Origin of the sequence: Nocardia sp. NBC_00416, from assembly GCF_036032445.1 — a bacterium.
Lineage (GTDB): Bacteria > Actinomycetota > Actinomycetes > Mycobacteriales > Mycobacteriaceae > Nocardia.
This window is the reverse complement of record NZ_CP107932.1, coordinates 2,851,347-2,864,809: the sequence shown is the minus strand read 5'-3', so window position 1 is coordinate 2,864,809 and position 13,463 is coordinate 2,851,347. Positions and strand designations below refer to the sequence as shown.

The 13,463-nt window shown below is 68.4% G+C and carries 12 protein-coding genes; 8 read left to right on the top strand and 4 right to left on the bottom strand.

Going from position 1 to position 13,463, the window contains the following annotated elements; genetic code table 11:
- Positions 1-54 precede the first annotated feature (54 nt).
- From OG804_RS11775 to hisG, 3 genes are all read left to right on the top strand, one after another.
- Positions 55-1,869, top strand: a complete 1,815-nt coding sequence (locus tag OG804_RS11775; RefSeq protein WP_328396809.1) for a choline/carnitine O-acyltransferase — start codon at positions 55-57, stop codon at positions 1,867-1,869.
- Positions 1,870-1,964: 95 nt separating this feature from the next.
- The gene (locus OG804_RS11770) at positions 1,965-2,228 is read left to right on the top strand and encodes a phosphoribosyl-ATP diphosphatase (RefSeq protein WP_030521337.1); all 264 of its coding nucleotides are present in this window, start codon (positions 1,965-1,967) and stop codon (positions 2,226-2,228) included.
- 41 nt (positions 2,229-2,269) lie between these two features.
- The gene (hisG, locus tag OG804_RS11765; RefSeq protein ID WP_328396806.1) at positions 2,270-3,121 is read left to right on the top strand and encodes an ATP phosphoribosyltransferase; all 852 of its coding nucleotides are present in this window, start codon (positions 2,270-2,272) and stop codon (positions 3,119-3,121) included.
- Positions 3,122-3,179: 58 nt separating this feature from the next.
- Here the strand turns inward: hisG and OG804_RS11760 are convergent, their stop codons facing one another.
- Complete coding sequence (locus tag OG804_RS11760) at positions 3,180-4,076, bottom strand: RecB family exonuclease (protein ID WP_328396804.1); 897 nt, start codon at positions 4,074-4,076, stop codon at positions 3,180-3,182.
- Between the two features lie 85 nt (positions 4,077-4,161).
- Here OG804_RS11760 and OG804_RS11755 point away from each other — a divergent pair, with 85 nt between their 5' ends.
- On the top strand, positions 4,162-4,995 hold the full coding sequence (locus OG804_RS11755; RefSeq protein WP_328396802.1) for a tRNA (adenine-N1)-methyltransferase: 834 nt from the start codon (positions 4,162-4,164) through the stop codon (positions 4,993-4,995).
- A gap of 81 nt (positions 4,996-5,076) precedes the next feature.
- Here OG804_RS11755 and OG804_RS11750 read toward each other — a convergent pair whose 3' ends face one another.
- A complete protein-coding gene (locus tag OG804_RS11750; protein ID WP_328396800.1) occupies positions 5,077-5,622 on the bottom strand; it encodes a hypothetical protein in 546 nt (181 codons plus the stop codon).
- Between the two features lie 179 nt (positions 5,623-5,801).
- On the opposite strand from OG804_RS11750, the gene arc reads away from it, so the two are divergent.
- From arc to OG804_RS11730, 4 genes are all read left to right on the top strand, one after another.
- Positions 5,802-7,562 carry a proteasome ATPase gene (gene arc, locus OG804_RS11745; protein ID WP_328396798.1) on the top strand — a complete coding sequence of 587 codons (1,761 nt, stop codon included), beginning with the start codon at positions 5,802-5,804 and terminating at the stop codon, positions 7,560-7,562.
- Positions 7,563-7,775: 213 nt separating this feature from the next.
- Positions 7,776-9,314: a glycosyltransferase family 39 protein gene (locus OG804_RS11740; RefSeq protein WP_328396796.1), complete on the top strand. Its 1,539-nt coding sequence runs from the start codon at positions 7,776-7,778 to the stop codon at positions 9,312-9,314.
- 75 nt (positions 9,315-9,389) lie between these two features.
- Positions 9,390-9,755: an arsenate reductase family protein gene (locus OG804_RS11735; RefSeq protein ID WP_328396794.1), complete on the top strand. Its 366-nt coding sequence runs from the start codon at positions 9,390-9,392 to the stop codon at positions 9,753-9,755.
- Between the two features lie 322 nt (positions 9,756-10,077).
- Positions 10,078-10,755 carry a TIGR00266 family protein gene (locus tag OG804_RS11730; protein WP_328396792.1) on the top strand — a complete coding sequence of 226 codons (678 nt, stop codon included), beginning with the start codon at positions 10,078-10,080 and terminating at the stop codon, positions 10,753-10,755.
- Positions 10,756-10,928: 173 nt separating this feature from the next.
- On the opposite strand, the gene OG804_RS11725 is transcribed toward OG804_RS11730, so the two are convergent.
- A complete protein-coding gene (locus tag OG804_RS11725) occupies positions 10,929-11,852 on the bottom strand; it encodes a helix-turn-helix domain-containing protein (RefSeq protein ID WP_328396790.1) in 924 nt (307 codons plus the stop codon).
- A gap of 124 nt (positions 11,853-11,976) precedes the next feature.
- Positions 11,977-13,314 (bottom strand): YhgE/Pip domain-containing protein, encoded by a 1,338-nt coding sequence (locus OG804_RS11720; RefSeq protein WP_328396788.1) that lies wholly within the window; start codon positions 13,312-13,314, stop codon positions 11,977-11,979.
- Positions 13,315-13,463 lie beyond the last annotated feature (149 nt).

Genomic DNA, 13,463 nt, shown 5'->3' with positions numbered 1-13,463 from the left:
CCGCCGGGCACAGTCCGACGACCGAGTGAGAACGACCGAACCGGAGAGACCGACTTGACCGAACGCACCTTCGCCGCCGAAGACCAGCTCCCACGCGTCCCGCTGCCGGCCCTCGAGGACAGCTGCGCGCGCTTCGTCCAGTGGTGCACCCCGCTGCTGACCGCCGAGGAGCTGGCCGCCACCGAGGAGGCCGTTGCCGATCTGCTGCGTCCCGGCGGTGCGGGCCAGACTCTGCACGCCGCCCTGCGCGACTACGACGAGACGCCCGGAGTGGGCAGCTGGCTGGATCTGTTCTGGCCGTCGCGTTATCTGGGCCGGCGTGACCGGATCGCGTTGAACGCCAATTTCTTCTTCCTGTTCCGCGACGACACCGCATTGGCGAGCTCCACCGCGGCGGACCAGACCGAACGCGCCGCCGCGCTGGTCGCGGCCGCGGTCGGCTACAAAACGGCGTTGGACCAGGAGGAGATCCCCCCGGTCACCCAGCGCGGGCAGCAACTGTCCATGTGGCAGAACAAATACCTGTTCTCCGAGACGCGGATCCCCGGTGCCGAGCAGGACTCCGTGCGGGTGCCCTACACCGACGAATGGCCGGGGCCGTCCACGGCCCGGCACATCCTCGTCCTGCACCGCGGCGTCATGTTCCGGCTGGACGTCATCGGCCCCGAGGGCGACCCCTACGCCTTCGAAGACGTGACCGCCGGTCTGCGCGCGATCTTGAAATCCGCGACCGAGCCGGCGCCCGCCGGTACGTCGGTGGGACATCTCACCACCGCGGCCCGGGCCGAGTGGGCGCGGGCCCGGGCCGAGCTGCTGACCGATCCGCACAACGCCGCCGCGCTGGACACGATCGAAACGGCACTGTTCTGCGTCTGCCTGGAGGATTCCGCGCCGCGCGACGACCTGCAGGCTGCCGACACTCTCCTGCACGGTGACAGCGCCAACCGGTGGTTCGACAAATCGGTGTCGTTCATCGTGTTCGCCGACGGCCGGGCCGGTATCAATGTCGAGCACTGCGGGTTGGACGGCACCACGATCCTGTCCTTCGTCGACACTCTGCTGCAGACGCCGGTCGATGTGCACACACAGCGGTCGGGGGCGCGCGGCCAGGGCCTGCCGCCGGTCGAGCAGATCGAATTCCGGCTCGACGCCGATCAGCGTGCCGAGGTGGTCGCGGCCGGGGCGGCCTTCGCGCAGTACGCCGCCGATAACGCCACCACCACGGTGTCCTTCGAGAACTTCGGTACCGCCCGCGCGAAACAGCTCGGTATCTCGCCGGACGCGTTCGCCCAGCTGAGCTACCAGCTCGCGCACCGCCGCAGCAAAGGGATCACCGGCGCCACCTACGAATCCATCGCCACCCGGCAGTATCGCAACGGTCGCACCGAGGCGATGCGCGTGGTGACCCCGGAGATCGTCGCGTTCGCCGACACCATGCAGGACCCGGCGGCCGATACCACGGCGAAGCTCGCCGCGGCCCGCGCCGCCGCGGCGGCCCACGTGGAACGGGCCAAACAGTGCCAGTCGGGTGCGGCGCCCGAACAGCACCTGTGGGAACTCGAATGGATCCAGCGGCGGCGCGGCGCCGAACTCGGCGTCACCGAGCCGATACCGCTGTACCGCAGCCCGGGCTGGACGATCATGCGGGACGACTATCTGAGCACCAGCTCCGCGCCGTCGGTGAACATCAGCTACTTCGGGTTCGGTTCCACCAGCCCGACCTGCATCGGTATTGCTTACGTACTGCTGCCCGATCGGTGGAACCTGTATCTGGCCACCCCGGCGGCGGTCGCCGGCGAGATGCACGCCTTCGCCGGTCACCTGCGCACCGCGGTCGCCGAACTGGAGGACCTGCTCGCCGGAGCGTGATCCGGGCCCGCGCGCTCCGCCCGAACGGGCGCCACGACACAGCGGTGCCCACTCGGGCGGAGGCATGGCGCGGTGGTCTGAAACAATGACCTGCCGTGAAGACTTTCGAGGCCCTGTTCGCCGAACTCCAGGATCGCGCAGCCACCCGTCCCGCCGGGTCGGGCACCGTCGCCGCACTGGACGCGGGCGTCCATACCCAGGGCAAGAAGGTGCTGGAGGAGGCCGGTGAGGTGTGGTTGGCCGCCGAACACGAAGGCGACGAAGCCCTCGCCGAGGAGATCTCGCAGCTGCTGTACTGGGTGCAGGTGCTGATGGTGGGTCGGGGTTTGCGGCTGGAGGACGTCTACCGACATCTGTAGACGCCCCGACCATTCCTCCGAAGCCGAAAGGACCAGGCACCATGCTGCGTGTCGCCGTACCCAACAAGGGCGCACTCTCCGAAACCGCGACCGCCATCCTCACCGAGGCCGGCTATCGCAAACGCACCGATTCCCGCGATCTCACCGTGCTCGATCCGGCCAACCAGGTGGAATTCTTCTTCCTGCGGCCCAAGGACATCGCCATCTACGTCGGCTCCGGTGAGCTCGACCTGGGCATCACCGGCCGGGACCTGTCCCTGGATTCCGGCGCCCCCGTCCAGGAACGTCTCTCGCTCGGCTTCGGCGGCTCCACCTTCCGCTATGCCGCGCCGCAGGGACAGGACTGGAAGGTCGACGATCTGCAGGACAAGCGGATCGCCACCTCCTACCCGAACCTGGTGCTCGCGGATCTGGCTCGGCGCGGTATCGAAGCCGAGGTGATCCGGCTCGACGGCGCGGTGGAGATCTCCATCCAGCTCGGGGTCGCCGACGCGATCGCCGATGTGGTCGGCTCCGGCCGGACGCTGCGCCAGCACAATCTGGTCGCCTTCGGGGAATCGCTGTGCGATTCGGAGGCCGTGCTGATCGAACAGGCCGACTCCGATCAGCGCGACCGCGCGCGTAACCAGCTGATCGCCAGGGTCAAGGGCGTGGTGTTCGCTCAGCAATACCTGATGCTGGACTACGACTGCCCGAAGAGCCTGCTGGAACGTGCCGCGGAGATCACGCCCGGCCTGGAATCGCCGACGGTGGCGCCGCTGGCCGACCCCGGATGGGTGGCGGTCCGCGCACTGGTCCCGCGTAAGGAAGGCAACGTGCTCATGGACCGGCTCGCCGAGCTCGGTGCTCGGGCGATCCTGGCCACCGATATTCGCTCCTGTCGCGCCTTCTGAGAGCTGTCCGACGGCCGTCCGGGGGTGTGGAACCCCCGGACGGCCCGCGCGGATGATCTCAGTCCGATACCGATTCCGCGAAGGTCTCGGCGGCGGATTCGCCGCCCGCGGGCCAACCGGGATAGGGCGGCGGGGTTCCGTCGAACGCCGGGCACAGGCTTTTGTAAGCGCAGTAATCACACAGCCAACTCGGATTCGGCGGAAAATCTCCGGTTCGCCCGGCTGTGCGCACCGCATCCCACAGGGCGATGAGCGTGCGTTCGAAGCGCAGCAGCTCGTCCTCGTCCGGCGTGTAGGTGAGCAGTTGCGCGTCGGCGAGGTAGATCAGCCGCAGTTGGGTGGGCACGACTCCGCGCGTGCGCAACAGCATCAAGGCGTAGAACTTCAGCTGGAACAGCGCCCGTGTCTCCTGGTTGGGGTTGGGCGCCCGGCCGGTCTTGTAGTCCACCACCCGCAGTTCCCCGGTGGGCGCCACGTCGATCCGGTCCACGAAACCGCGTAACGGGGCGCCGTCGGGCAGTTCGACCTCGAGCCGGGTCTCGCAGGATTGCGGGTCGAACCCACGCGGGTCCTCGAGCCGGTAGTAGGTGCGGACCAGGGCGCGGACTTCGTCGAGGAATCCCTCGAGCTCGACATCTCCGTCGAGCAACTGGGCCGATTCGGGCCGCTCGGCGGCGACCCGCGTCCAGGCCGGGCCGGCCAGCGTCATCGCCCGCTCGGGGCCGCGCTCGGCCGCCGGCAGCGCGTAGAGATCTTCCAGGACCGCGTGCACCACGGTGCCGCGCACCGCCTGGCGCGACGGCGGCTCGGGAATCCGGTCGATCGTACGGAACCGGTACTTCAGCGGGCACTGCTTGAAATCGGCTGCGCGCGAAGGGGACAGCGCCGGCCGCGCGGGCGGTGGTGCCGATTCGAGGCCGGAACCGGCCGGGGGCGTGCTCGGTGGCGCTGACATACCTGGCAGGCTATCCGGCGGCACCGACACGGTGTCCGCGCCCGGTGATTCGGCCGGGCGCATTCCCCATCGCGAACGGAGATCCATGACGGCCAGACGGACCGGGCCATTCGTCGTCGGCGACCGGGTGCAGCTGACCGACGCCAAGGGCAGGCTGTACACGGTGCTGCTGGAACCGGGCAAACAGTTCCACACCCACCGCGGCGCCATCGACCACGACCAGCTGATCGGCGCCGACGAGGGCACCCTGGCCCATTCGAACAACGGCACCCCCTACCTGGCCCTGCGGCCCCTGCTGACCGATTACGTGATGTCCATGCCGCGCGGGGCGGCGGTGATCTACCCCAAGGACGCCGCGCAGATCGTGCACGAGGGCGATATGTTCCCCGGCGCCCGGGTGCTCGAGGCGGGCGCGGGTTCGGGTGCGCTGACCTGCTCGCTGCTGCGCGCGGTGGGGCCGGACGGTGCGGTGGTCTCCTATGAGATCCGCGAGGATCACGCCGAGCACGCGGTCCGCAATGTGGAGCGGTTCTTCGGCGAACCGCCTGCGAACTGGCAGCTGACGATCGGTGATGTCGCCGACTACGACGGGGAGCGGGTGGATCGCGCGATCCTGGACATGCTGGCGCCGTGGGACGCGCTGCCGGCGGTCTCGCGGGCGCTGGTACCGGGCGGGGTGCTGATCGTCTACGTGGCGACGGTGACCCAGCTCTCCAAGCTGGTGGAGGCCCTGCGCGAGCAGCAGTGCTGGACCGAGCCCAGATCCTGGGAATCGATGGTGCGCGGGTGGCACGTGGTGGGGCTGGCGGTGCGGCCCGAACACCGGATGCAGGGCCATACCGCGTTCCTGGTGAGCGCCCGCCGGCTGGCCGAAGGGGTGGTCACCCCGAAACCGCAGCGGCGGCCGTCGAAGGGCTGATCGGACGCTCGCGCAGGACACCGCGGGGCCGCGGTAGCGCCGGATCACCGGCGCTACCGCGGCCCCGCGGGTGCTGTCCGGCTAGGCCGCAGCGCAGGGGATCTGCGCGAAGCCGAGCAGTACGCAGGCGCCGGAATCCGAGAGCTTCCACACATCGTCCTGGTGCTGCCAGGTGAGTTCCATCGGGGGCGCGCTCTGCCCCATGGGGCTGGTGATGGTGGTCTGACCGGTGGTCGTATCGCCGTTCACCTTGATGTCGGCGACCTGGAACGTGATGCCCCGGTAGGTCTGCAAAGCGGCGTTGAGCTGCTCGAAGTTGCTCCGCCGGTGCTCGCCGTCGACGACCAGGCCGACCTTCTCGTCCACCGAGACATCCGGGTTTGCGATGGCCACCAGATTGGCCTGTAGGCTCTCCGCGGTGGGCGCGGCCGCGGAGTCGCCGTGATCGTGGTCGTGCTCGGCGGCGCTGGTGGCGGCCGCGACACTGCTGGTAGCCGCGCTGCCGGCGGCGGTGTCGGAGCTGTCGTCGTCCGATCCGCATGCCGTCAGTCCCACCGCGAGGGCGATGGCCGCGGCCGCCGCTGCCGCGACTCGGGACAGCCGGTGTGTCCGGGCGGGAAGTTGCATAGCTGGCAACCTTTCGGCTAGTCGGTGAGCATGCCCACCGTTATCGGGTTAGGGCAGGCTAACATGGTTTGACCAGCAGATGGCCGCGGACCAGATGTGATCACGACGAAACCGTGTCGGACAGCGCAAACGGGCCGCGCCCGGTAGCGTTAATAGACCGGGACTGGGAGGAGCAGCACATGAGCCCCATCGAGAATTCGGATTCGGCGGCCTGGAGAGAACTCGAGGCAGTACGTGCCGAAGCGGCTGCACTCCGGAGGCAACTCGCCGACTCACCGGATCGCGCACGGGAATTGGAAGCCCGTATCGATTCGCTGACGATTCGCAACACCAAGCTGATGGATACCCTGAAGGAAGCGCGGCAGCAACTCGTCGCGTTGCGCGAGGAGGTCGACCGGCTCGGTCAACCGCCCAGCGGTTACGGGATTCTGATCGGTGTGTACGAGGATCAGACCGTCGACGTGTTCACCTCCGGGCGCAAGATGCGATTGACCTGCTCGCCGAACATCGACACCACGACCCTGGCCTACGGCCAGACCGTACGCCTCAACGAGGCGCTGACGGTGGTCGAGGCCGGGATGTTCGACGCTATCGGGGAGATCGGCACGCTGCGCGAAATCCTCGACGGAGGTCGCCGCGCGCTTGTCGTCGGGCATGCCGACGAGGAGCGAGTGGTCTGGTTGTCCGGACCACTGTCCAGGCTTGCCGAAGCCGACGATCTGGACGATCCGGACTCCCCGATCCGCAAATTGCGGCCGGGTGATTCCCTGCTCGTCGATACGAAGGCCGGGTTCGCGTTCGAGCGTATCCCCAAGGCCGAGGTCGAGGATCTGGTGCTCGAAGAAGTGCCCGATGTCGGCTACGAGGACATCGGTGGTCTCGGCCGCCAGATCGAGCAGATCCGCGATGCCGTGGAACTGCCCTTCCTGCACAAGGACCTCTTCCGCGAGTACGCGCTGCGCCCGCCCAAGGGAGTGCTGCTCTACGGACCTCCCGGCTGCGGCAAGACACTGATCGCCAAGGCGGTGGCGAACTCACTGGCCAAGAAGATCGCCGAGGCGCGGGGTCAGGACGCCAAGGAGGCCAAGTCCTACTTCCTCAACATCAAGGGTCCCGAACTGCTGAACAAGTTCGTGGGTGAGACCGAGCGGCATATCCGGATCATCTTCCAGCGGGCCCGGGAGAAGGCGTCCGAAGGCACACCGGTGATCGTGTTCTTCGACGAGATGGACTCGATCTTCCGCACCCGCGGCTCGGGTGTCTCCTCGGACGTCGAGACCACCGTGGTCCCGCAGCTGCTCAGTGAGATCGACGGTGTGGAAGGGCTGGAGAACGTCATCGTCATCGGCGCCTCCAACCGGGAGGACATGATCGATCCCGCGATCCTGCGGCCCGGCCGGCTGGACGTGAAGATCAAGATCGAGCGGCCGGACGCCGAATCGGCGCAGGACATCTTCTCGAAGTACCTCACCGAGACGCTGCCGCTGCACACCGACGATCTGGAAGAGTTCAAGGGCGACAAGGTGGCCTGCATCCGCGCGATGATCGAGCGGGTGGTGGACCGGATGTACGCCGAGAGCGAGGACAACCGCTTCCTGGAGGTCACCTACGCCAACGGTGACAAGGAAGTCCTGTACTTCAAGGACTTCAACTCCGGCGCCATGATCCAGAACATCGTGGACCGGTCCAAGAAGTACGCCATCAAGGCGGTGCTCGACACCGGCAACCCGGGTCTGCGGATCCAGCATCTCTACGATTCGATCCAGGACGAGTTCTCCGAGAACGAGGACCTGCCCAACACCACGAATCCCGATGACTGGGCCCGTATCTCGGGTAAGAAGGGCGAGCGGATCGTCTACATCCGCACGCTGGTCACCGGCAAGAACGCCAGTGCCAGCCGGGCGATCGACACCGAATCGAATACCGGCCAGTACCTGTAGATCCGCACGACCCGTGGGGCCGCGCTTCCGAATGGAGCGTGGCCCCACGGCTGTCCGGAGCCTGTTCGCTACGCCTGTGGAGGTACGTCCGCTACTCCGCAGTGCTCACTCGGGTCCCGAATCGTCATCCGGGAATCGTCCGGCAGCGGGACGTCGAGGTGGGGGCCGCGCGGATAGGTTCCGAGGGTCCGGTTTCGAGCTCAGGAGTATCCCGTGACCACGATCACCGACGTCGGACCCCGGCATTCGGACGCGCACCCCGCCCACTCGTTCGCCACCGGTCCGGTACTCGGTGTAGCGGCCGCGGCCGCCGTCGTGCTCGTCTGCTCGGCGACCCGCTACGGATATTTCGGGGACGAGCTGTACTTCCTGGCCGCGGGCCGGCGTCTATCGGCCGGATACGCCGATCAGGGGCCGGTGCTCCCGCTGTTGGCCGCGATGATGGACACCGCCGCGCCGGGGTCGCTGGTGGCATTGCGCCTGCCGGCCATCATCGTGACGTTGGTGGCGGTGCTGGTCAGCGCGCAGATCGCGCGGGAACTGGGCGGGGGACGCGGCGCTCAGGTGCTCACCGCCGTCGCGTACGCGACCTCGCCCTTTCTGCTGATGCAGGCCAAGAATCTGTCGACCAATGCGATCGATACCGCGCTGTGGGTGCTGATCACCTGGCTGGTGGTGCGGTGGGTTCGCACCCGCCGCGACGGATTGCTGCTGGCCGCGGCCGCGGCCACGGCGATCGATATGCAGGTCAAATGGCTGATTCCGTTCTTCTGGGTGGCGCTGGCGGTCGCCGCGCTGGTGTTCGGCCCCCGCGACCTGGTCCGGCGGCCGCTGCTGTGGTCGGGCGGGGTCGGTGTTCTGCTGGTATCGATCCCTTCGGTGCTCTGGCAGGCAGCGCACGGGTGGCCGCAAGTGGCCCTCGGGGCGGCCGTGCGCCGGGAACAGCAGTTCACCGGCGGTCCGCTGGCCTTCGTGCCCTTGGCTGTGCTCCTCGCGGGCGTGCTCGGCGCGGTACTGCTCTGTTACGGCGTCTGGGCGCTGCTACGGCACGAGTCCCTGCGTCCGTACCGCTTCCTCGGGGTGACCGCACTGCTCCTGCTGGTGATATTCCTGGTGTCCGGCGGCCGGGTCTACTACCTGGCCGGTATGTACGGGCTCGCGTTCGGGGCCGGGTCGGTGGCACTGACCACGGCCGTGGAACGTACCGAGTCGACGCGCCGCCGCCGGATGCTCGTCGGGTCCGGGGCGGTGCTGGTCACGGTGTCGCTGGTGCAGATCCTGGCCTCCACTCCCTGGCCGGCGGCCGAGGATGTCGAGCAGCCGGCGGACGACACCGCGGCCGCGATGAACATCGGGTTGTACGGCGAATTCGGCTGGCCCGAACTGGCCGCGGCGGTGGTGGCCGCCCACGCGTCGCTCACCCCCGCTGATCAGGCCGGATCGGTCGTGCTCGCGGGCAGTTATTGGCAGGCGGGCGCACTGGACCAGCTGGCCGGTGGCGAGTTGCCCGATGTCTACAGTCCGGCGCGCGGTTTCGGGTATTTCGGCGCACCGCCGGATTCGGCGACGACCATGGTGTGCGTCGGCGGTGACGAGGACCGGCTGCGGGCACAGTTCGCGGTGCTCGAACCGATCGGGCGGGTCGATACCCGGCTCGGATTCCTCGACAACACACGTGACGTCACGCTGTGGAAGTGCGCCCAGCCCAGCCGCCCGTGGGCGCAGGTGTGGCCGGAGTGGAGGCATATGTAGCCGGCAGGCGCGGAACCGGGGCGGGCCGCAGCGCCGGGTCCCGGGCCGGCTGCGGCCCGGGCTACGCTCGGCGCCATGAGCACTCCGGAAGCCGAGATCTGGCACAACCCACGCTGCACCAAGAGCCGGGCCGCCGTGGCACACCTGGATGCCACCGGAATCGCCTATTCGGTCCGCCGGTACCTCGACGAACCACCCACCGCCGCGGAGCTTCGCACGGCTCTGGAAAAGCTCGGCGCCGAACCGTGGGAGATCACGCGCACCGGTGAGGACATCGCCGAAGAACTCGGGATGGCCGATTGGGGCCGGACCGCCGCCGACCGGGACCGCTGGATCTCGGCACTGGCCGAGCATCCGCGGCTGATCCAGCGGCCGATCGTGTTCATCGCCGGGCGCGCGGTCGTCGCCCGTGACGCGGATGCTCTGGATTCGCTGAGCTGATCCGCGTTCCGTTTGCCATGGGGTAACGAGCGCGCGCCTATACGGCCGCGAGCCGCACGGGGCGGGTTCCCGGGCCCGACGGATGGGCGGTCGCCGGGCCGGCCGCGCTACGTGGTGGGAGGCAGACATTTCGGTCCTGTGGGAGACCGACCGATCCCGATACGCACGCCGGGCCATCCGGCATGCTGCGCCCAGCAGTCGTGAACCGGTAGCGATCTGCCGTTCTCCAGGCGAACCCGGGGGTCGTCGTCCGGCTGATACCCGTCGGCGTCGCAAGCCCGGACTCTGCGCCGGTGACCGGCCCTGGCGGTAGTGTCGGCTCATGAAAGTTGAACTGCGGCACAGCCCGTCGTCGACCGTGGCACGCTGTGTCCTGGCGGGCGGCGAGCCGGTGCGGGTGGAATCCGGTGCCATGGTGGCGCATTCGGCAGGCGTGAATCTGGAAGCCAAGGCCGAGGGCGGCATCCTGGCCGGACTGAAACGGTCGATGCTGTCGGGCGAATCGTTCTTCGTCTCCACCTTCACCGCGCCCCCGCAGGGCGGCTGGGTGGATGTGGCTCCGTCGTTGCCCGGCGACATGCTGGCCCTGCCGATCGTGCCCGACCGGCCGTACTTCATCAGTCGCGGCGGCTGGATCGCGAACTCGGCAGGCGCGCAGGTGGAGAGCAAATGGGGTGGTTTCGCCAACCTGTTCGGCGGCGAAGGCGGATTCGGGCTGCGCGCGCACGGGTCGGGCGAGGTCGTGGTCGGAGTGTTCGGGGCGATCGATGTCATCGATCTGGCACCCGGTGAACCGGTCACCATCGATACCGGGCATGTGGTGGCCTACGACCTGTCGATGCAGTTCACCATCCGGCGCGCAGTCTCCGGCCGGTCGCTGCAATCGCTGAAATCGGGGGAGGGCCTGGTCTTCGACTTCACCGGTCCCGGCCGGGTGCTACTGCAGACCCGCAACCCCAGCGCCTTCGCGTCCTGGACGGCGTCGGTTTCCTCCGGGTAGCAGGTGTGGTCGCCGCGGACGGCCACACCCCCACGGATCACCGTTCCCGCGATACCACCGTGTAGCGCGCGCAGGTGAACTCCCGGTGGCGGGCAAACTCGGCGACCGCCGGCTCCAGCGTCCGGACCCTCCGCATCCCCATCCTGGGAGAGCAGCCGGCCGGGGTGGTCCTCTCAGTCTCTCCTTCGTAGCCAGTCGATCGGGTCGCCCCAGCCGACGGTGTCGTCATCCGGTGATGCACCGCGTATCCAATACCGCGCCTGCTGGCGCCGATACGCGGAATAGGTGAGCACATGGGCGATCACGCTGCCGAGTACGAAGCTCTCCGGTGGTTCGCACAGCGCATCGATCAGGGTGTCGCCCCAACCGCCGCGCCGATCGATCTCGCGCACCGTGTCCAGCCAGCGTGGCCCGATATCGTCGAGCCTGGCCATGAGGGAGGGAAGATCGTCACCGCCGCGTACGGGGTGGTCGGCGCCCTCGATCGAGGCCAGCCACACTTCCTTGGTGCGGATCAGATGATCCAGGACCGCGGCGATCGATTCCTCGGGCCCGTCCCACTCCAGCACCGTCGCCCCGGCGAGGCGAGTGCGCCGGTACTGCTCCTCGGTCAACCCGGCCGCCGTCTTCAACAGCAGCCGGGTGTCGTCGAGATCGTGGTGCAGCAGCAGTGCCGTCGGGTCCATATCGGACCGCCCTTTCGGTTCGCCCTCCACCCACAGCGACATCGGCGGATGGAAATGAATCCCGTTGACCGACGGCAGCCACCGCGGCGTCCGCCCCGTCGCGGGCGGTGTGGCGCTCGGTGGATGGCCGAAAGCGCGGGTGTAGGCCCGGCTGAAGCCCTCCACCGAGTCGTATCCGGCGGCGAAGGCCACTTCGGTCACCGCGGCGCCCCCGCCGAGCCGCCAGCACGCGCGTTCGAGCAGCACCCGCCGCCGCAGGCTCACCGGTGATTCGCCGGTGCCGCGGCTGAACTGCCGGGCGAAATGGAACGGGGACGAAAAGGCCCCGGCGGCCATCTGCCCGAGCGTGGTGTTGTCCTCGTCGAGGACTGCGTCCAGCAGTTCTCGGAGGCGGTCACGTCCGTTGCTCACGGATCGAGTCTGTCTGCTCGACCCCCGGGCGCGCTTGACCGATCTTGCGCTGTCGGCCGGATCCCCGCTCCGGTCCGCGCGACACAGGGCATCCGCCGCTCAGCGGCTGCGTCGGATATGCCGCTCAGCGGCTGCGGCGTTCCAGGCCCTTGCGGTCGTAGACGAAGGTCACCACCGCGCCGAGCACCAGCCCCACAGCGAGCCCGAACACGCACATGCCGACACCGCGGGCCAGTCCCGGGTTGCCGTGCGCGTCGAAATACAGGATCGCGCGGATGCCGAGATAGATCTGGTGCATCGGCTCGAAGGTCGCCAGCCAGGCCATATAGCGCGGTGTCGCCTCCAAGGGGATGGTGGCGCCTGCCGAGGGCAGGCCGAGCACGATGAACAGGATCAGGTTCAGCAGCAGGCCCGCCGACCCGAAAACCGCCAGCACCGACAGCGCGGTGACACCGACCGCGATGATCGCCAGAATGCTGAACAGGAACAGGGCCAGTCCGTGCTCCAAGGGCATCCCGAGCAACTGCGCGATCCCCAGGAAGACTCCGGAGACGATCGGCGCCGCGACCGTGATCACCCCCCACTTCAGCAATAGGGTGCGCAGCCGTGAGTGCGGCGCGGTGGGATGGTGCACGAACCAGGGCCCGTATTCGGTCGGCACGAATCCCAGCGCCGAATCCACCATGGTGTTCACGATCATCGCCCCGGTGAACCCGGCCAGCACCACCAGCAGGGTGAAGAAGAACGCCGACAGTCCGCTGCCGGTCCCGTCCGGCAGCGGACGGAACTGCTCGATGAGTACGTCGATCGGTTCGGCCAGGATCAGGCGCGACGCGCCGGAGACCTCGGTGCCGCCGCCGGGGCCGGAGTTCAGCGCGGCATCCACGGTATCGGTCAGCTGCCGGCCCACCTCGGTGTTCACCTGGACCAGTGCCTGTTTGCTCACGATCTGCACGATCTGGGTGGCATAGGTGCCGGTCCGGGGATTGGTCAGCACGGTGATGGCGGGTTGCTCGATATCGCCGGGCACCACCGCGCCGGCGCCGAGGATCGACAACCGTTTGGACAGATCACTGGGCAGCACGATCGCGCCGTAGACCTCACCGTTGGCGAGTAGTCGCTGCGCCTCGCCGATCCCGGTCACCCGCAGGTCGACCTTGTCCGCGGGGACCCTGTCGGTCAGGGCTCCGGTGATCTGGTCGCCGACGTTGATCGGTTCGCCGTCGCGGATATCGCCGTCGTCCTGGTTCACCAGTGCGATCGGGAATTCGTGCAGGTTCTTCTCCGGGTTGATGACATACCCCAGATACATCGTCGACAGAAGCGCCATCAGCAGGGTGATCACCACGAGCGGGGCAGCCCATATTCGGATCGGGCGCGGCGACGGTCCCCCGGCGCCGGCGGTGCGCTCGGTAGTTACGGCGTGCGAGCCCGGCCGGTCGCCGGTGCTGTCGGTCCCCATTCGCTGTCCTCCGTCGAAGCTGCGCTCCCGATACTCCGCGCGGTGCGCGCGGGCCGGTCGCCTGTGCCGTCCGGCCGGACAATCGTGGCAGCTCGCCGGGCGGTCGGCGGTGCAACGCAGGGGTGTGTCTGCTCACTGTGGCGGGGCGT

Bases quoted from the DNA above. Each gene is read 5' to 3' on its own strand.
- hisG (WP_328396806.1), top strand. From the start codon at position 2,270: ATGCTGCGTGTCGCCGTACCCAACAAGGGCGCACTCTCCGAAACCGCG.
- OG804_RS11760 (WP_328396804.1), bottom strand. From the start codon at position 4,076: ATGTCAGCGCCACCGAGCACGCCCCCGGCCGGTTCCGGCCTCGAATCG.
- OG804_RS11755 (WP_328396802.1), top strand. From the start codon at position 4,162: ATGACGGCCAGACGGACCGGGCCATTCGTCGTCGGCGACCGGGTGCAG.
- OG804_RS11750 (WP_328396800.1), bottom strand. From the start codon at position 5,622: ATGCAACTTCCCGCCCGGACACACCGGCTGTCCCGAGTCGCGGCAGCG.
- arc (WP_328396798.1), top strand. From the start codon at position 5,802: ATGAGCCCCATCGAGAATTCGGATTCGGCGGCCTGGAGAGAACTCGAG.
- OG804_RS11735 (WP_328396794.1), top strand. From the start codon at position 9,390: ATGAGCACTCCGGAAGCCGAGATCTGGCACAACCCACGCTGCACCAAG.
- OG804_RS11730 (WP_328396792.1), top strand. From the start codon at position 10,078: ATGAAAGTTGAACTGCGGCACAGCCCGTCGTCGACCGTGGCACGCTGT.
- OG804_RS11720 (WP_328396788.1), bottom strand. From the start codon at position 13,314: ATGGGGACCGACAGCACCGGCGACCGGCCGGGCTCGCACGCCGTAACT.